Origin of the sequence: Butyrivibrio sp. AC2005 (assembly GCF_000424145.1) — a bacterium.
Taxonomy (GTDB): Bacteria; Bacillota; Clostridia; order Lachnospirales; family Lachnospiraceae; genus Butyrivibrio.
In genome coordinates this window covers 67982-83359 of the sequence record NZ_AUJI01000018.1, presented here as the reverse complement: position 1 = coordinate 83359, position 15378 = coordinate 67982, and the positions used below count along the sequence as shown (strand labels likewise).

The following is a 15378-nucleotide window of genomic DNA, read 5'->3' as shown; positions in this document are numbered from 1 at the left end:
TTTTCCTCTCTTTACGCTAAATTTGATTTAGGTTGCTACATCAGTTTTAAGAAAAGTTCGTATCTGGATTTCTGATGGTTTATCTCTTCGGAGAGCCGTGTGATACGTTCATAGCCGGTTTCCTTTTTACATGCTTTTTGCGCGGTTTCATCATCTGTGACTACAATGCATTTCTGCTTTGCCCTTGTAACAGCGGTATAGATGGTGTTACGGGACAGCATCTGCAGGTCACCTGAAAGCGCTGAAGTGATCACGCATGGATATTCTGACCCCTGGCTTTTGTGCACAGACATGGCGTAGGAAAGCGCAAGCTGTGACAGCTGGTTTATGCCATAGGTAACAGTGCAGTCTATGAATTTAACTTTTACTTTCTGATGTTCTTTGTCAATTTCACAAACGTTTCCAACATCACCGTTTGCTACTTTTTCCGCATTGACCAATTGCATGACAGGGTCACCGATGCGGAGCTTCTGTTCATATCTGTAGCCATCCTCTTCTTCTGTGGTATAGGTAACACAAAGGCTACCGTTCTTTGGAGGATTGATGATGTCCTGCAGTACAGCGTTAAGCTTAATAGCACATGCATCGCCTTTCCTTCTGTATGGAGTAAGGCAGACTACGTTACTTGTCCCATATTTGTCTGCGGCTTCCAGGAATTCTCTGACCATGATGTCTTTTGTCTCAGAAGTATTTTTTGCCTTTAAAACCTTGAAATCATCTCTTTCTTCGAAGCCGGCATGAAGACCTGACTTAATGCCGGCGATATTTGCAAAAAGACCGCTTTCTGAAGCCTGCCTGAATGTCTTTTCCAGCTTTGTGCAGGGAAGATCTGCATCGATAAGGTCTCTCAAGACTGAGCCATACCCAACGGATGGGAGCTGGTCGATGTCGCCGACCAGGATTAGCTTTGTTTCCGGGCTTGTGGCAGAAAATAGGGCACATGCTGTGACAGTATCGAGCATGGATATCTCGTCTACTATCAAACATGCATTATTCAGTTTTTTGGGAACAGATGTCTCGTCCCTAAGACCAAGGGCTTTAGCAACAGTACAAGCTGGACAGCCAACAGATTCTGTGATCCTTCTGGCAGCTTTTCCTGTTGGTGCTGTAAATACTATGTCCTCGGTTTTCAGGGTCTTTCTTAAGCAGTAGAGAATGCATTTTAGAGTAGCAGTCTTTCCGGTTCCGGGCCCTCCCGTAAGAATGAAGAGATTGTTGTTCACTGCCCGGTAAACGGCATCCTTTTGCCATTCATCAAGGTTTATCCCTTCCTGTTCCTCATATAAGGCTATAAACATATCCAGAAATGATTTTGGATATGTTGTACGGGTATCCTCGTTGTAATGAGTACGGACGACTGCATTCTTGGCAATCTTTTTTTCCTGCCTGCTGATTTCCGGAAGAGAGTAGTACCCGGATTCTTCTACCAGGACTTTTCTCTTAACTCCGCCGTCAAATAAGTGCTTATATTTGGGCTGCGGTTTGTACCAGGTACAACCGGTTTCATCGATGTAATCCTTGACAACTTTTAGTACGTCAATCATCTTTCTCCTTTCCCATGGGACTATGTTTCCATAATCCCGTGTAATCTGGTTGCTTAAGGCATTAAGCCCTCTTTGAATACTTGTATATCTCAATGGAAGGCTGGCCTTTTGGATTAGGCTGCGCAGGGAGAGTGTATTTGGTCTTCATCTCCTTATACTTTTTTCCCAGACCTGTTAAGTCGAGCTGTGTGACTGAAAACTCATCGTAAAGATCCGGATGATCTGTTTTAAAGGTTTCCTCGTCAAAGACTGGTCTTTTCATAGGAGTCTTTAGCTTGATGCCATAGACGGATTCATCATCCATTGCTATCGTCGCATAAGCATTTCTTCCCATGATGGGCTGAATCTCGTTAAATAGAGCAGCACGTCTTGACTTAAGTTCATCAAGGGCTTTTTCCGCCTCTTCAATTTCCGTGTCGAGATCCAGTGCTTTCTCGACTACTTTTCTGCAGTAAGGTGGAAGCTCTATCGGAGTTTTGGAATCTCCTGTAGCTGGGCCATAAAGTCTGTAATAATACTGACTTACAAGCTCCGGATCGCTCTTTGATTCATCAAGTGGAAGTCCGACTTCCATATCGTCAACGAACTGAGCAAGGAAATCCATGAACTCTTCTTCGATTTTCAGGTCCCTTTCAAGGTAGATGACAGCCATATCGGTAATGGTTACGCCCCATATACAGATTATGTAGGCAAAGTCCAGATTCATGACAGCCATGTAAAAAACAAGCTGCCAGTAGTAATATGGCGGTATCTTTCCAAGTTCCCAGTAGTTTCTGATCGAGGCCTTATTAGAAGTGGTTTTTGCCTCAAAGATTCCGGTCTTTTCATTGATCTCTACGAGCCCATCGATATTTGCAAGAGCAAATGAGTATTTTTCCATCCCGCATCTGTACATGGATGAAGGGTTGAGCTTCCATTTTTTCTGAAAACCTTTGATAACCTTATTCATTGCTTTTACAAACGAATCATAGGAATCCTTGTCAGGACATGCATCCTCAAGGTATGGAAGAATGTCCCTCATGCAGTCTTTTATGAGTTTTACCTTTGTCTCAGGGAAATTTATGTGCATGTAGCGCATAAAGTTTATGGCGACAAACGGCTCAAACACATGGCCTGCAGCTTTGCTTTCTTCTGAGAATGCAACATCAAGTACGGCTTTTACGCCCATCTTCTTGTCGCGGTATTCTTCATCTGAAACCCAGGGATTTACCCCTAGTGCAGCAGAAGCTCCTGAGCCTGTGATCGTATAAGGGATGTAATCCTTATCTGTTGGTTTTTCTCCAAGACCATGTTCCCTGATCTTCAGCCATGTTTCATTACTCATGCCTGTAGTATCGATTAGTTCGATTGGGTCTGTTGGTGAATAGGTTGCTTTTGACATCGTTTCGTCCTCCTTTTTTAATTGGGTTTGTGTGCCAATTTGCCATACATACAAAAAGAGCCACTGCTCTCTTGCCTAAGAGCGGTGGCCCCTTGCTGTAAAATAAAAAATCCCCGGAACAATCCGAGGAATACAAGCAATAATATGTTAATGACAAATAACTACTAAACATGATTATTTTATCACTATTTATATATATGGGCAATCATATGAACAAGATCTATTCCTGCATAAAAGCACAAAAAGGATATTGCAAGATAAAGTACCCATATGCCACGCAGCATTATCTTCACATCAGCAAAGCTCATGGATGCATGAATGACTATGGAAAATGTCATATAGATGATAAGTATGAGCATACATGGCGGAAGAGAAGCGTTCTGAATGACATACAAGAGCATGAGAGTAGATGCTGTTCCAAGCAGCACGGGAGCAGTTGATATAAATGTGAACTGAAGGCTTCTTTCCAAAAGTGTGCCCTGGGCTAAGAAATTTACATGACCAAGGCTTCCGGTTCTTTTGTCTGGCCAGAATGGTCTGAACTGTGTAATGTGAGCTCCGGTTATTACTGCAAGGGCAGCATGAGAGAGCTCATGGTGGATGACTCCCGGAACTGTTAGCCAGTTTACTATGATCATAGCTGTCTTCTCAGAAGTAATCTTTGAAATAATGTTGTAAATGATTCTGTTCAGAAGATATATTAAAAGCCCCCAGATGGGGACTATTAGTGTGATGATGAGTCCCGATATTAAATAATTCATGATATATATCCTTCCTTGTGAAATAAGGCTGCCCTCTTGGAAGACAGCCTTTGCTTTATTCTTTAACGATTACAGGTTTTATGCCTCTTTGCTGGAAAGCGAGGTAATCGTCAAGTCCTTTTAGGAAAAACTCATCTCCTTTTTCATCCCTTTGCTTGTACTCCCAGTTCATCAGGTTTTCGCATTTAAGTCCGAGTTCACCTATTAGGACGGTAACCTTTTCCATCGCATCCTGAACATTAGGATTTGATAGATAATCCATGTCAAAAGCAATATTTACGGTCTTAAGACCATACTGTTTCAATGAGAGAAGAGCATCTTTTAATGGATTAAGAGAGTGAACGCCCTGAACGGCTATAAGCGATGCATGGTTGTCTAAAAGACAGGCACAAAGGTCTGCTTTCATTCCGCCCTCTGTGAGAGTGACGATATCTCCGTGAAGAACGGGTTCATAGTGTCCCTTTTCTTTATTGTAGATAAAGTCTGTCGCAATGTGGACGGTTGTATGGGAACAGGCTCCGTGGCAATATCCCTTGGTGGAAAACCAGGCTATTTTAGATTCCAGTTTCTCGTCAAATACTCGCCTCAGGTCATCATCTTTTCGAATCTGGAATCCTTCAATCTGATTATGGATTCCTATTTGCGGGATTATGATTCCGGGTGTGAGGCGGATAAATGTCCATTCATCCTGGTAGTTCTTATAAAAACCAGGGATACCGGAAAGGGTACAGCCTCTTGCAATGAGTCTTCTGCATAGATCTTCAAATGAGGTGTTTTCCACTGATGGGTAGGTCTTATAGCCTTTTGCCACAATATCATCATCTGAAAATCCTCTGGATTTTAAATGATCATAGTTTTTTTGAGACAGTATAAGCTCGTCAAGAAAAGCTCTGTAGGTTTTGTCTCGAACCTCTATGGGAGCGAGATTTTCCTGTTTCTTTTCTTTGAAGACTTTTCTCTCCGGTAGCTTGCCATACTTATCCGGAATATTTAGCCTGCGCTTTATGTCATCTCTTGCGTCATTAAGGGACAGTCCTGTAGCAGCAGCGTAGTAACTTGCTGAATCTGCTGTCGCACAGCACTTAAAGCAGTGTCCAGTGCCCTTTTTTATGTTCATGCCGAATCTTTTTGATCCGCAGAAAGGACACGGAATCATCTGTTCCTCTTTGTCAGGGTTATATCTGACGGATAGTAGTGACAATACATCAGAACAACTCCATGAATATCCTTTGTACATATTTCCTTTTACCTCCTTTTTTATTGGTGTTAAGTGATGATTAAGGTTGCTGTAAGTAGTCGATTAATACAAAAAGGCAGGTAGATAAATAATCTGCCTGCCTGCAACAATAATATAATCTAAACTACTAAACATAGTAATAATACAATAAATACCGCTTTATATCAATGATGAAAGGTGGAATTTGAACATAATAATTTATATAATATAAAAAATAATGTAGTCGTGAATAGAAATCTGGAGGGACTGTCTGTGGCATTTACAAAACTGTCAGATGAAGAAATTGAAGAGTATGTAAAGAACAGTATTTTTGAAGAAACTGAGGGTTCTGATAATAGAAGAGCTGTATCAAAGATGTTCAAAATTCTTGATGTTCATATAGCCTCCTTGAAGGAATCCGCTGACTCTCTGAAGGAAATGATGTTTGAGGATTCTCCAAGCACTTACTTTGTAAATAATGAGCTGGTAAGACTAAACTCCATCATCAAAAAAATAGTAAGCAAAACAGCTGAAATTGGAAGATATTCAGGGTTTACTGGAAAACATGAGATAAACAACATAGTGGGAGAGGAGCTGCAAATAGATATGGATGGAGAACGTCTGCATGTAGTCTTTCCATCTCTTCTTCCAAAGAGGATAGAGAGGCAGAACAACAAGGCTGTTTATACCAATGCGGATATCAGACAGATGTATGAACCGGCATTCTCTAAATTTTTCTCTGGCAGGAAACATACTATCTATTCTAAAAAGGCAGTAATAATATATACTCATTTCTTTTCTTCTGAGAAAGAGTTCAGGGATCATGATAACTTTGAGACAAAGATAATTACAGACCTTATAACAGCAAACATACTTCTCGATGATTCTCCAAGGCACTGTGCGATATTTATGGATTATAAAATGGGAGAATACAGTCATACTGAAGTAGATGTGATTCCTTTTGAAGAACTTAGGGATTTTTTGAAGTAATAAATTTCAAATCTCATGGAATCAGGCAGTTTATGGCATATGTATCGTATATTTGGATAAAAAAAGAAGCGGTGGCAATCCGCTTCTTTTTAGCACTCAACCCGTAAAAAAGGAAAAACAATTTTATACGTCGAGCAACCTTAAATCACTAATTATGATATATCACAGAGAAATAATTGTCAAACCGCGATTCTTCGCCTGTTTACCGATGTGACATCCTCAACTGTGAGCATTGAAAGATTGTAGGAATGACCATTATGTATAACGGTGAAGGCCTGGTTGATTTCGTCAACATACTCAATAAGGGCATTTCTTAAAATACCTACAGATTTGTCTTTGATATCAACCATCTGGCCTTCATAAAACCAGTCGGAAAGATTGATGGTGAATGCTCTTATTTTTTTGGTTGCTACGATGTTGTTCATTGATTGATTCCTCTTTTCGTTTTTTAGTAGTTTTATATATTTTGGGGATTTTGATGTTGTCAGGATTCCTCTTTGTTTTTTTCTTCATTTCCATTTACAAGCCTGTCAAGTGCATGAAGGATAGATATAAATATGCCTTTGGAAATGTCTTTTGTTTCTTCTATGCATTCCTGGCCGTCCGGACTTTTTACTGCTTCTGTAACTGTTCTTCGGACCCAGTCAACGCCGCTAAAATCTATATGACCATGATTAATCATAAATGTAAGAAAGACGAGGATACAGAACAATCCTACAAACTTATCTAAAGCATTTCTCAAATGAATCACCTCCAGAAAACGCAAAAAAGCCGAAATCCTTAAAAATAAGAATTTCGGCTACAAGCGACAACTTCATTAAAATACTTAATTTAACAATAAAAATAATAACATAGCCATAATGATATGTAAATAAATATTTGTAATATATTTATTTATTGATATCGTATATGTAACTGTTCAGACCATTTTCATCTTACAATCTTCTCAAAATCCGCCTTACACATCGTCGTTCTATTGCTATAACATAGCTTCAAACAATACCTTATCTGTATGCACGATCCTCCTTACGCCCTGACTTTTCTTCTTTTTATTGAAATTGAAGCTCAGCATATAACCAACCTTCTCACCAAAGAAATCCAAATATCCAGTCAGCTGTTCTTCTCCTGCTCTGTTATAACTATCACCATGCCATATCTTAAGCTCGATAATATATCTCTGCCCCAAGTAATCAAGTATAATATCTGTCCTCGTCTGATCTCTGGTCTGAGCCTCAATGTAATAATTTCCGGTTCCGTTAATTATTGGTTTCAAATACAGTAAGAACTGTTCTCTTCCATCTTTTTTCTTAAACTTCTCCTCAAGCGGGCCAAATACTTCTGTATATGTACCTATAAATCTTTCCAAAATTAAAGGCATATTAAGCTTATTATCCTCAACAAACATGTTTTTAGCAAGCCCACTTTCCCTCACAAAAACATTGTTTTTCATAATCTCGTCGGAAAGAAAAAGATTATACAGAAATGTCTCAAAAATCCGATTTGAAACAACTACTGTTCCATTCCTATTACTGATAAATCCATGCATCTTCATTTGAGACAGCTCTTCCTGATAATTATTGAATGGAATATTAGTGCCTTCCATCAAAATACTTTTCAATATATCACGCAAGTCCGGATAATTTTCCAACTTCCTTGACAAAGAATCAAACAAAGTACTACTTCCGTACAGTATAGTCTTAACCGCTTCATCTATCCCATTTCTGGACCATGCATCTTGTAAGCTATCAAACTTCTTCGGGAAAAGCCTCTCATCAATTATCTGGCACATTCTACTGACAAGATATGGATACCCATTTGTATAATCAAATATCTCTTTCGCTATAAATTTACTATCAAACTCTAACTGATGATCAGTCCGGTACTCCTCCAGCATACCTGCGATTCCGTCTGCATTCAGGCTCATATCCACATTAAAGTCTGCTTCAATATTCCAAGGACTATTAACCTTATGCTGATCATCAATGCGAATTTTGCCTTTCAGATGATTGACATACGTGACTCCCGCCAAAATAACAGACTTGAAGGTCTTTATCCCTTCTGTATCCCTGAGGATATATCCTTCTCTTAACTGTCCCAAAAAATCAAGAAAAACCTGATTATTGGTAGCACTGTCTACCTCATCAATAAACACGACCACTTCCTTTTCGGATAAAGCGCACCATTCCGTAAAAGTATCAAAAAGTTCTCCGAGCTTAGCTTTATTATCCGTTCTTGAAACATAATCCGACAACTTACCCTCAATAAGTTCCGGCATTGTCAATCCGCTTCGCTTCTTCCCAAGTATAAGTCTCGATAATTCCTGAACAAAAGTCTGCTCTGTCTTGAATCCAGCATTACTTATACCCTGAAAATCCAAGCTTACCACAACATATTCAGACTCTAATGCTTTTCTTAATGCAGTAAGAGTGGTTGTTTTCCCATATTGTCTGGCACGATTTATAGTAAGATACTTGCCAGCAGCAACATATTTCTTAATCTCTTGTATTCTGTTTGTTATGTCTACCATGTAATGCTTTTCCGGAACACATACACCGGTAGTATTAAATGATTTTGGCATATCAATAACCTCAAAATAATAGCAATATTTACCCCAAATGTATTATCAGAATAATGATCACGATATATCATCCCTGTCAATAAGTATCCTCATGACAGTTTTATCTTTATTCATCAGATAAAATTCCATCGTTGTCTCCTGTTACCCTCCAAACTTCCTTTCCAAAACATATGACCTTACCGGTAGCTATATTATACCAATACCGCCGTTATTATTCACATATAGTGAATAACAAGTAATAATATCATTTATACAAAGGTTACTGTTCAGTAACTCGTATATCTAAAAACTTTGTTTTATTCCTGGCTTTTTTCTGATTTGCAGTGCAGATCCATTTGGATTATATAAGAGATGTAGTAATATTTTTTTGTGTAAAGGCGCAATAAATCGATATTTGCAAGGGATGATTTAAGACAGTGAATGATTATTTGAGAAATCTTGAAAAAATAGAGTTTGTAATAACAATGGCGTGTACCGGAAAGTGTAAGCACTGTTCAGAGGGTGACCACGACGGATTCACCGAGCATATCGATGCAGATGTAGCTGCAGAATCGATAAAAGAGATCTGCGCTCATTACGACATCAAAACTGTGATGACATTTGGCGGAGAGCCGCTCCTATACCCTGATGTAGTCTGCACGATCCTTAAGACGGCATCCGATTTGGGAATCGAAAAGAGGCAATTGATCACAAACGGGTATTTTTCTAATAATCCGGAAAGTATAGAAGCCGTTGTAAAAAATCTTAATGACAGTGGAGTTAATGACATTCTTTTGTCAGTAGATGCTTTTCATCAGGAGTACATTCCGCTTGATCCAGTCTTTAATTTTGCCCAAAACGCCGTACAAGTCGGAATCCCAGTACGTTTACAACCTGCGTGGCTTGGTAGTTCTGATGATTTGAATTCATATAATGACAGGACTCGAGAGGTAATTCAGAAATTCGAGCCTTTGCATATCTCTCTCAATCAGGGCAATGTGATCTTTCCATCTGGAAATGCCATTAAATACCTTCACGAGTATTTTGATGAAAAGGCATCGGTGCCAAACCCTTATGAGGAAGATCCCAAAGACATCAAGACTATTTCTTTTGACCCTGATGGAGGAGTTTTGAATGGTAACATTTATCAGACGGATATACTTGAAATAATGGAGAATTATAAGGCGAATTAAGAATATGTTTGACATAATATATGAAATTAACAGGATTGAGGAGAAATATGGTGATGACTTCAACTGGGGCACAGATATAAATCGTGACTATTTTCAGAAACAGCTAGCCAGGGAATCTGATCTGACGCCTTATCAGGAAGTGAAGGTTTTGGCAAAGTGTTATTCCAATGATGATGTATTATTTTTGCTGGATGACAAAGTCTATCGAATATATCATCTTACGTATTTCAATTGTGAGGCAAGGTATATAGAGTTTCAGAATGGGAAAGACGTGGTTGGATACATAGAAAAACAATATATAGATGAATATTTGTAGTAGTGAGAAATAAGGCAGGGATTAACGATGGAATATATTGAAGTGTTTACAAGGGAAGGTAAACCTACAGGGAAAACAATAGAAAAGCATGAGAAGAAGCTTCCCGGGGAATATTTCCGCCATGTTCTTATCATCATGAAGACAGAGGATAGTCCAGCTCCAGGCAAGGGGGAGGGCAGATACGTAGTACAGCAAAGATCCTTAAGAGCAAGATACTATGCGGGTAAATGGGATATGACAGGTGGAGGAGTTAGAGCAGGAGAGACGCCAAGTGAAGCTGCCATAAGGGAACTGTCAGAGGAGCTGGGAATAAAGGTCCAAGCTGAAGACCTTTCGCTTGCATTTGATTATATAAAGGATTGGGATGATGGAACAGGCATGCTTATCGCTGTATTCATGATAAGAGTTGATGTTCCTGAAAATGGTTTTGATTTTGACCGCTACGAAGTAAATGATGTGAGGATCATGCCCTTTAGCGAATTTTACGGACATATCATGGACCACAATGATGAAGAGATGGGCAGAGGAATTAAGGATATTGAGGCTAGACTATGAAAAAGGTAATTGTTTCGGCTTTTGAGCCATTTGATAACGCAAAAACAAATCCCTCTTATGAGGCAGCTAAGCTCCTTAAAGAGAGAATAGGCGAAGCAGAGATTGAAGTGATAAGGCTGCCGGTTGTCTTTGGTGCTGCGGCATCGACACTCGAAAAAAGAATAGATGAAGAGATACCTGATGCAGTTATCATGCTTGGAGTTGCAGGGACAAGGACAAAGATAACTCCAGAAGTCATTGCGGTTAACATCGATGATGCCAGGATTCCGGATAATCAAGGTAATAGTCCAAGGTTTGAAAAGATTGATTCAGAAGGAGCAGATGGCATTTTCTCGACTCTTCCCATAACAAAGATGATAGAGAATATGACAAAAGAGGGAATATCTTCTGAGCTCTCCTATTCAGCTGGGGCTTATGTATGTAATGATCTCTTTTATAGGGTAATGAATCACCTGAAAGCAAAGGCTCTTAATATTCCTGCAGGATTTATCCATGTTCCAAATCCTGCCGAGTCAGATGAAGAAACAAAATCAGAACTGGGCATAGATGAAATTGCCAGGGGAATTCAGATATGCATAGAGGCTGTTCTGAAGGAAATGAACGAATCGTGAGCATGCAGGAAAACATAGACATTAAAAAGAAGATGACACAATGCTGTAAGGAGATAAGGAAATTGTCATATTTAGAGGATCAGTGGAAGATGATTTTGCGGGGGATACGTGCACTAAGGGCATATCCATTTATTGATGACCAGACTGAAATAACAGACGCCTGGGATTTGACAAGAGAGATCATCTCAAGTGGAAAACTGGCAAATGAGGATATATCCGTAAAGAAGATAATTACAGAGAGCATTCTTCAGAATTATTTTTATGATGAGTATGGCCTATGTGATCCCATGAAGGAACTGGTCGATGCCATGTGGGTGACAGATTATGAGAGGAAATGGCTTGCTGAGTATGTCTTTTCTTTAAGAAACAATTACATCAAATCAGTATATGGGGATCTGTGTAGGGAATTTATACAGCCAGAAAAGTATTATGGCTATATTGAAAGTAATCTGACATATGAATATAGATATCCGGTGTATAAGGAACTTATGGATTATTACAAAGAAAAGGATTGGAATAAAGCACTGGAGATAGCAGATATAGCTTATCATAAATGCAGAAGTAACAGGACGGAAGTCCTGATCTACAAACTGCGGATGCTTCTTGACCGGGATGAGTGGGATGATGCAAAGCTGATATTTGGGAATCTTTCGAGAAGGACATATATAAATATAGAGCAGATAAAAAAAGCTTTTCCGCTTGAATATGAGTGGGCAGTCAGGGAATATAAAGAAGAATGCCGCGAGAAAAGGGAAAGACTACGCGAAGAGAGGCGGATGCAGCGTAAGCTTCAGAAGAAGCTTTTAAAAGAAAAGAAGAACAATGCATGATAAATAATCACATAATATGAATCAGTGCAAAAATGACCATTTCTCGTGTGAGGGGTGGTCCTTCACTTTGATTTGGTATAGTAAGATCATACCTTTAGAAGACAATAAAAATGGGGGAAGCAGCTGTATCCCGAGGTGGAGTATCATGTGGATGGTTCAATGGTGTATTTTAAATGCGTGAAATAGGGGGAGATAAAATGCGGTCAAAACGAAGAATTCTGTTTGGATGCTACGCAATGGTATTGGCCATAGTTGGTGACTACCTGCTTGGTTTTGGAACAATAGGAACGAGTTCAGATCCTGATGCATACATGGGGATAGATTGGAACGTAGTGCCGGATTGGAGGTATGCCGTTTCGTCGATTCTTGGTTTTTTATGTGCAGCTATGTTTGCTTATGCTGCCACAGAACTCCTAAGAGTAATGGAAGAAGATTATAAGCTGCAATCTTACATGCTGTATAAGATCTTTAAGGTGGCAAATTGGAGCGGTATTTTGTATTTTGCGTTTATTCATATAGGAATCTGTATGCTTCCGGTTGTATTTAATGCAGGAATGGAGGCAACGGGGGATATTCCTACAGCTGTCGCAATGACAATAAGGGTCCTAAAGAGCATAGCTGTTCCAATGGCAATTGGATTTATAGCTTGCGATCTTTTTGTGACAATCGGATGGATAGGCATGGTTGTAAAAGGACTAATCCCTGTTAAGAAAGTATTTTTGGTATGTTGTCCGATATGTGGAATTATATTTGGACAACTCCTAAACCTCATCGCAGAAGGTTTGGATTCGGGGACAGAATCCTTTGGATGGCTGATCATGTATCTTGTTTGTGCGATATATCTTACAAAGGAGTAAAGCTACGGCAGGTATTTAGAGGCTTTTTTATCAAAGGGAATATTTAAAAAATAATTAGCACTCTACTTGACAGAGTGCTAATTTGGTGTTATACCATATATAGAACAAAGGAACAGAGAAGACCATAAGGACTTAGGTTCCCTAGATCTGAACCCTCCGTCCCAATGCTCAAAAATAAATGTTTTTGATGCAAAGGAGGAAAAACTATGTTAGCACCAAGTATTTTTGAAGAAAATCTTTTTGACAATCTGTTCAATTTCCCGGATTTCAGAGAACTGAACAACATGGAGCGTAAGCTTTACGGTCGTCATGCCGACAGGCTGATGAAGACTGATGTTAAGGAAGAGGACAATCAGTACGAAGTAAGTGTTGATCTTCCCGGTTTTGCCAAAGAGGATATTAACCTCGAACTGAATGACGGATATCTTACTATCAGTGCTTCAAAGAACATGAACAATGATAAGAACGATAAGAAAGGACGCCTGATCAGACAGGAGCGTTATTCCGGCTCGATGCAGAGAAGCTTCTACGTTGGCGACCAGATCACGGAAGAGGACGTAAAGGCAGCCTTCCATCACGGAGTTCTGACCCTTACCATTCCTAAGAAAGAGCAGGAAAAGCTTCCTGAAAAGAAACATATCATGATAGCTTAAGAGCCTATAGGCTCCGCATAATAAAAAACTCCTTAAAGCATCCCGAGGACCTGAGCATCCCCGGGATGTTTTTTGCAGAACAAAAAGCGCATCGTTAGAAGAATATATGCTTTTATTTAGCGTTATCCAATATAAAAATCCAGCGTTTGGTACTATATACTTAACATCGAGGGGAATACTTATATCAAGGAGGGTGTTGGTATGACAAAGAAAAATATTGGATGGGTTCTTGTGATCATCGGATTATTCATGCTGTTCAAGATGGTGAGGGTATCATCGTTTGGATTCTATAGGATCGGAAGGGTGAGTACATCAGCCATAGTACTTGTGCTTCTTATCATTTCCTCAATCTCAGTTGTGGTAAACAAAAACAGATTTACTTTTGGCTGCTTTGTAATGTCCCTGTGCCTACTGGTTGTTGCACTTTTACTCGGTACAGAGTTTTACTTTGCTTATTCATCACTTACAGATATCCTGTTAGTGTTTGTTCCTGTAGTGGTTGGAGCAGGACTAGTCATAAAGAGTGCATTTGAAAGACATAAGCATAAGATGAACAAATATGAATTCTAATCAAATATGGGAGATGAATAATGACATTACGAGAACTAATAGAAGTGCAAACTAAAGATTTAAGTCTTATTAAGGTACACGTTGGTGCAGAGGATAAAGTAAGAGGAGATGGCATGATCATAATTCATGATGGAACTTTAGCAGATGTGCCCGAAAGAATGAAAGATCGAAAGATCATGTCTGTGTCTAATTACAGCGATGGTACACCTCACTATATTGATATTTACTAATGAGCTTTCTTTTGAAGGGAAACTAAGTAATTTGCTGTCGTAACGTTGAAATTAATGTTTTTTCAAAGATTTATCATGTCCGGAAAGTTTATGGAAACTTAATGGATGTGATATTGAACATGTGTCAATCACATGTTATATTCAAGACAAATAAGAAAACCTATGAAGAGTGCGCGAGGGACAAGCCCTATGACCGCACGACAACCTGCCACTATAAGGGTGGTAAGGTGCCAAAGCTTGATCGATGGGTGGTGACTATTTTGTAGTTAAGGCTCATCGAGACGATGGGTCTTTTTTGTTGGATATCCAACGGGAAAGATGTCTTTTGCTGCCTCTTTATAGTAGATAAGGAGGCATGTATGCGTAAAAAATTCCCAATTGTTATCAATGTTCCCCACTCTTCATTGCTGATTCCTGAAGGGGAAATGCAATTCTTTGAAAGGCCAAGACTCATACGAGAGCTGGTGGCTATGACAGATCATTGCTGTGATGATCTGTTTGACACCGGGCATGAAATGCTTGTTTTTCCTGTATCAAGGCTTGTCTGTGACTTTGAGAGATTCCGTGATGATGCGGATGAGATAATGTCACAAAAAGGAATGGGAGCAGTTTACACAAGGTGTTCTGACATGTCTTTGCTCCGGGTTATTGATGTTGAGAACAAGGAGCGGATTCTCAGGACATATTATGACAGATACCATTCATATCTCGAGAGGCTTGTTGAGATGAGACTACTAAGACACGGATGCTGTCTCATAATTGATGGGCATTCGTTCTATGAGTCACCGCTGCCATACGAAAAAGACCAGAATAAAGACAGACCGGATATTTGCATAGGTACCGATGCATTCCATACCCCGGAAATATTAGTTGAAGAGGTCTGGGACTTCTTTGAGAAAAGAGGTTACTCAACAGCGATAAACGCACCATTTGCCGGAGCAATTGTTCCAATGAAGTATTACAAGAGCGATGAGCGTGTCAAATCAATCATGATTGAGATAAACAGAAGGCTCTACATTGGTACGGATGGCACCATAAAACCGGAATACCAAATGATAAAAAACGATATAAACGAAGCGGTTCATATTCTTGAGCGTTCCGTGATGAGTTAAAG

Annotated in this window: 18 protein-coding genes and 1 riboswitch; of the genes, 11 read left to right on the top strand and 7 right to left on the bottom strand. The window is 39.5% G+C overall.

What is annotated here, in order from left to right; all coding sequences use genetic code 11:
* Nucleotides 1-35 precede the first annotated feature (35 nt).
* The 4 genes from G602_RS0106330 to G602_RS0106315 form a co-directional block, all read right to left on the bottom strand.
* Nucleotides 36-1544, bottom strand: a complete 1509-nt coding sequence (locus tag G602_RS0106330) for an ATP-dependent DNA helicase (protein WP_026658235.1) — start codon at nt 1542-1544, stop codon at nt 36-38.
* A 61-nt stretch (nt 1545-1605) separates the two neighbouring features.
* Nucleotides 1606-2925 (bottom strand): YqaJ viral recombinase family protein, encoded by a 1320-nt coding sequence (locus tag G602_RS0106325; RefSeq protein ID WP_026658234.1) that lies wholly within the window; start codon nt 2923-2925, stop codon nt 1606-1608.
* 185 nt (nt 2926-3110) lie between these two features.
* Nucleotides 3111-3686 (bottom strand): hypothetical protein, encoded by a 576-nt coding sequence (locus G602_RS0106320; protein WP_026658233.1) that lies wholly within the window; start codon nt 3684-3686, stop codon nt 3111-3113.
* 55 nt (nt 3687-3741) lie between these two features.
* Nucleotides 3742-4923: a DUF3854 domain-containing protein gene (locus G602_RS0106315; protein ID WP_026658231.1), complete on the bottom strand. Its 1182-nt coding sequence runs from the start codon at nt 4921-4923 to the stop codon at nt 3742-3744.
* A gap of 252 nt (nt 4924-5175) precedes the next feature.
* Between G602_RS0106315 and G602_RS0106310 the strand changes: the two genes are divergently transcribed.
* Nucleotides 5176-5892: a DUF6100 family protein gene (locus G602_RS0106310; RefSeq protein ID WP_026658230.1), complete on the top strand. Its 717-nt coding sequence runs from the start codon at nt 5176-5178 to the stop codon at nt 5890-5892.
* A gap of 179 nt (nt 5893-6071) precedes the next feature.
* Here G602_RS0106310 and G602_RS0106305 read toward each other — a convergent pair whose 3' ends face one another.
* The 3 genes from G602_RS0106305 to G602_RS0106295 form a co-directional block, all read right to left on the bottom strand.
* The gene (locus tag G602_RS0106305) at nt 6072-6317 is read right to left on the bottom strand and encodes a hypothetical protein (protein WP_026658229.1); all 246 of its coding nucleotides are present in this window, start codon (nt 6315-6317) and stop codon (nt 6072-6074) included.
* 59 nt (nt 6318-6376) lie between these two features.
* Nucleotides 6377-6643, bottom strand: coding sequence for a hypothetical protein (locus tag G602_RS0106300; RefSeq protein ID WP_442855899.1), 267 nt, complete (start codon nt 6641-6643; stop codon nt 6377-6379).
* 228 nt (nt 6644-6871) lie between these two features.
* Nucleotides 6872-8470, bottom strand: coding sequence for an AAA-like domain-containing protein (locus G602_RS0106295; RefSeq protein WP_026658227.1), 1599 nt, complete (start codon nt 8468-8470; stop codon nt 6872-6874).
* Between the two features lie 416 nt (nt 8471-8886).
* On the opposite strand from G602_RS0106295, the gene G602_RS0106290 reads away from it, so the two are divergent.
* The 10 genes from G602_RS0106290 to G602_RS28645 all read left to right on the top strand — a co-directional run bounded on the left by G602_RS0106290 (nt 8887) and on the right by G602_RS28645 (nt 15376).
* Nucleotides 8887-9642 (top strand): radical SAM protein, encoded by a 756-nt coding sequence (locus G602_RS0106290; protein ID WP_026658226.1) that lies wholly within the window; start codon nt 8887-8889, stop codon nt 9640-9642.
* Nucleotides 9643-9646: 4 nt separating this feature from the next.
* Nucleotides 9647-9958, top strand: a complete 312-nt coding sequence (locus G602_RS0106285) for a hypothetical protein (RefSeq protein ID WP_026658225.1) — start codon at nt 9647-9649, stop codon at nt 9956-9958.
* A 27-nt stretch (nt 9959-9985) separates the two neighbouring features.
* Nucleotides 9986-10513 (top strand): NUDIX domain-containing protein, encoded by a 528-nt coding sequence (locus G602_RS0106280; protein ID WP_026658224.1) that lies wholly within the window; start codon nt 9986-9988, stop codon nt 10511-10513.
* Nucleotides 10510-11124 carry a pyroglutamyl-peptidase I gene (locus G602_RS0106275; protein ID WP_026658223.1) on the top strand — a complete coding sequence of 205 codons (615 nt, stop codon included), beginning with the start codon at nt 10510-10512 and terminating at the stop codon, nt 11122-11124. The genes G602_RS0106280 and G602_RS0106275 overlap by 4 nt, the downstream gene beginning before the upstream one ends.
* A complete protein-coding gene (locus tag G602_RS0106270; protein WP_155829708.1) occupies nt 11085-11954 on the top strand; it encodes a hypothetical protein in 870 nt (289 codons plus the stop codon). The genes G602_RS0106275 and G602_RS0106270 overlap by 40 nt, the downstream gene beginning before the upstream one ends.
* A 197-nt stretch (nt 11955-12151) precedes the next feature.
* A complete protein-coding gene (locus tag G602_RS0106265) occupies nt 12152-12811 on the top strand; it encodes a DUF6796 family protein (protein ID WP_026658220.1) in 660 nt (219 codons plus the stop codon).
* Between the two features lie 206 nt (nt 12812-13017).
* Nucleotides 13018-13464: an Hsp20/alpha crystallin family protein gene (locus G602_RS0106260; protein ID WP_022762324.1), complete on the top strand. Its 447-nt coding sequence runs from the start codon at nt 13018-13020 to the stop codon at nt 13462-13464.
* A gap of 201 nt (nt 13465-13665) precedes the next feature.
* Nucleotides 13666-14034 (top strand): hypothetical protein, encoded by a 369-nt coding sequence (locus G602_RS0106255; protein ID WP_026658219.1) that lies wholly within the window; start codon nt 13666-13668, stop codon nt 14032-14034.
* 44 nt (nt 14035-14078) lie between these two features.
* Nucleotides 14079-14264, top strand: a complete 186-nt coding sequence (locus G602_RS0106250) for a hypothetical protein (RefSeq protein ID WP_155829707.1) — start codon at nt 14079-14081, stop codon at nt 14262-14264.
* A 157-nt stretch (nt 14265-14421) separates the two neighbouring features.
* Nucleotides 14422-14515, top strand: a riboswitch (SAM riboswitch).
* Between the two features lie 108 nt (nt 14516-14623).
* Entirely contained in the window at nt 14624-15376 is a 753-nt protein-coding gene (locus G602_RS28645) for an N-formylglutamate amidohydrolase (RefSeq protein ID WP_049945084.1), read from the top strand.
* Nucleotides 15377-15378 lie beyond the last annotated feature (2 nt).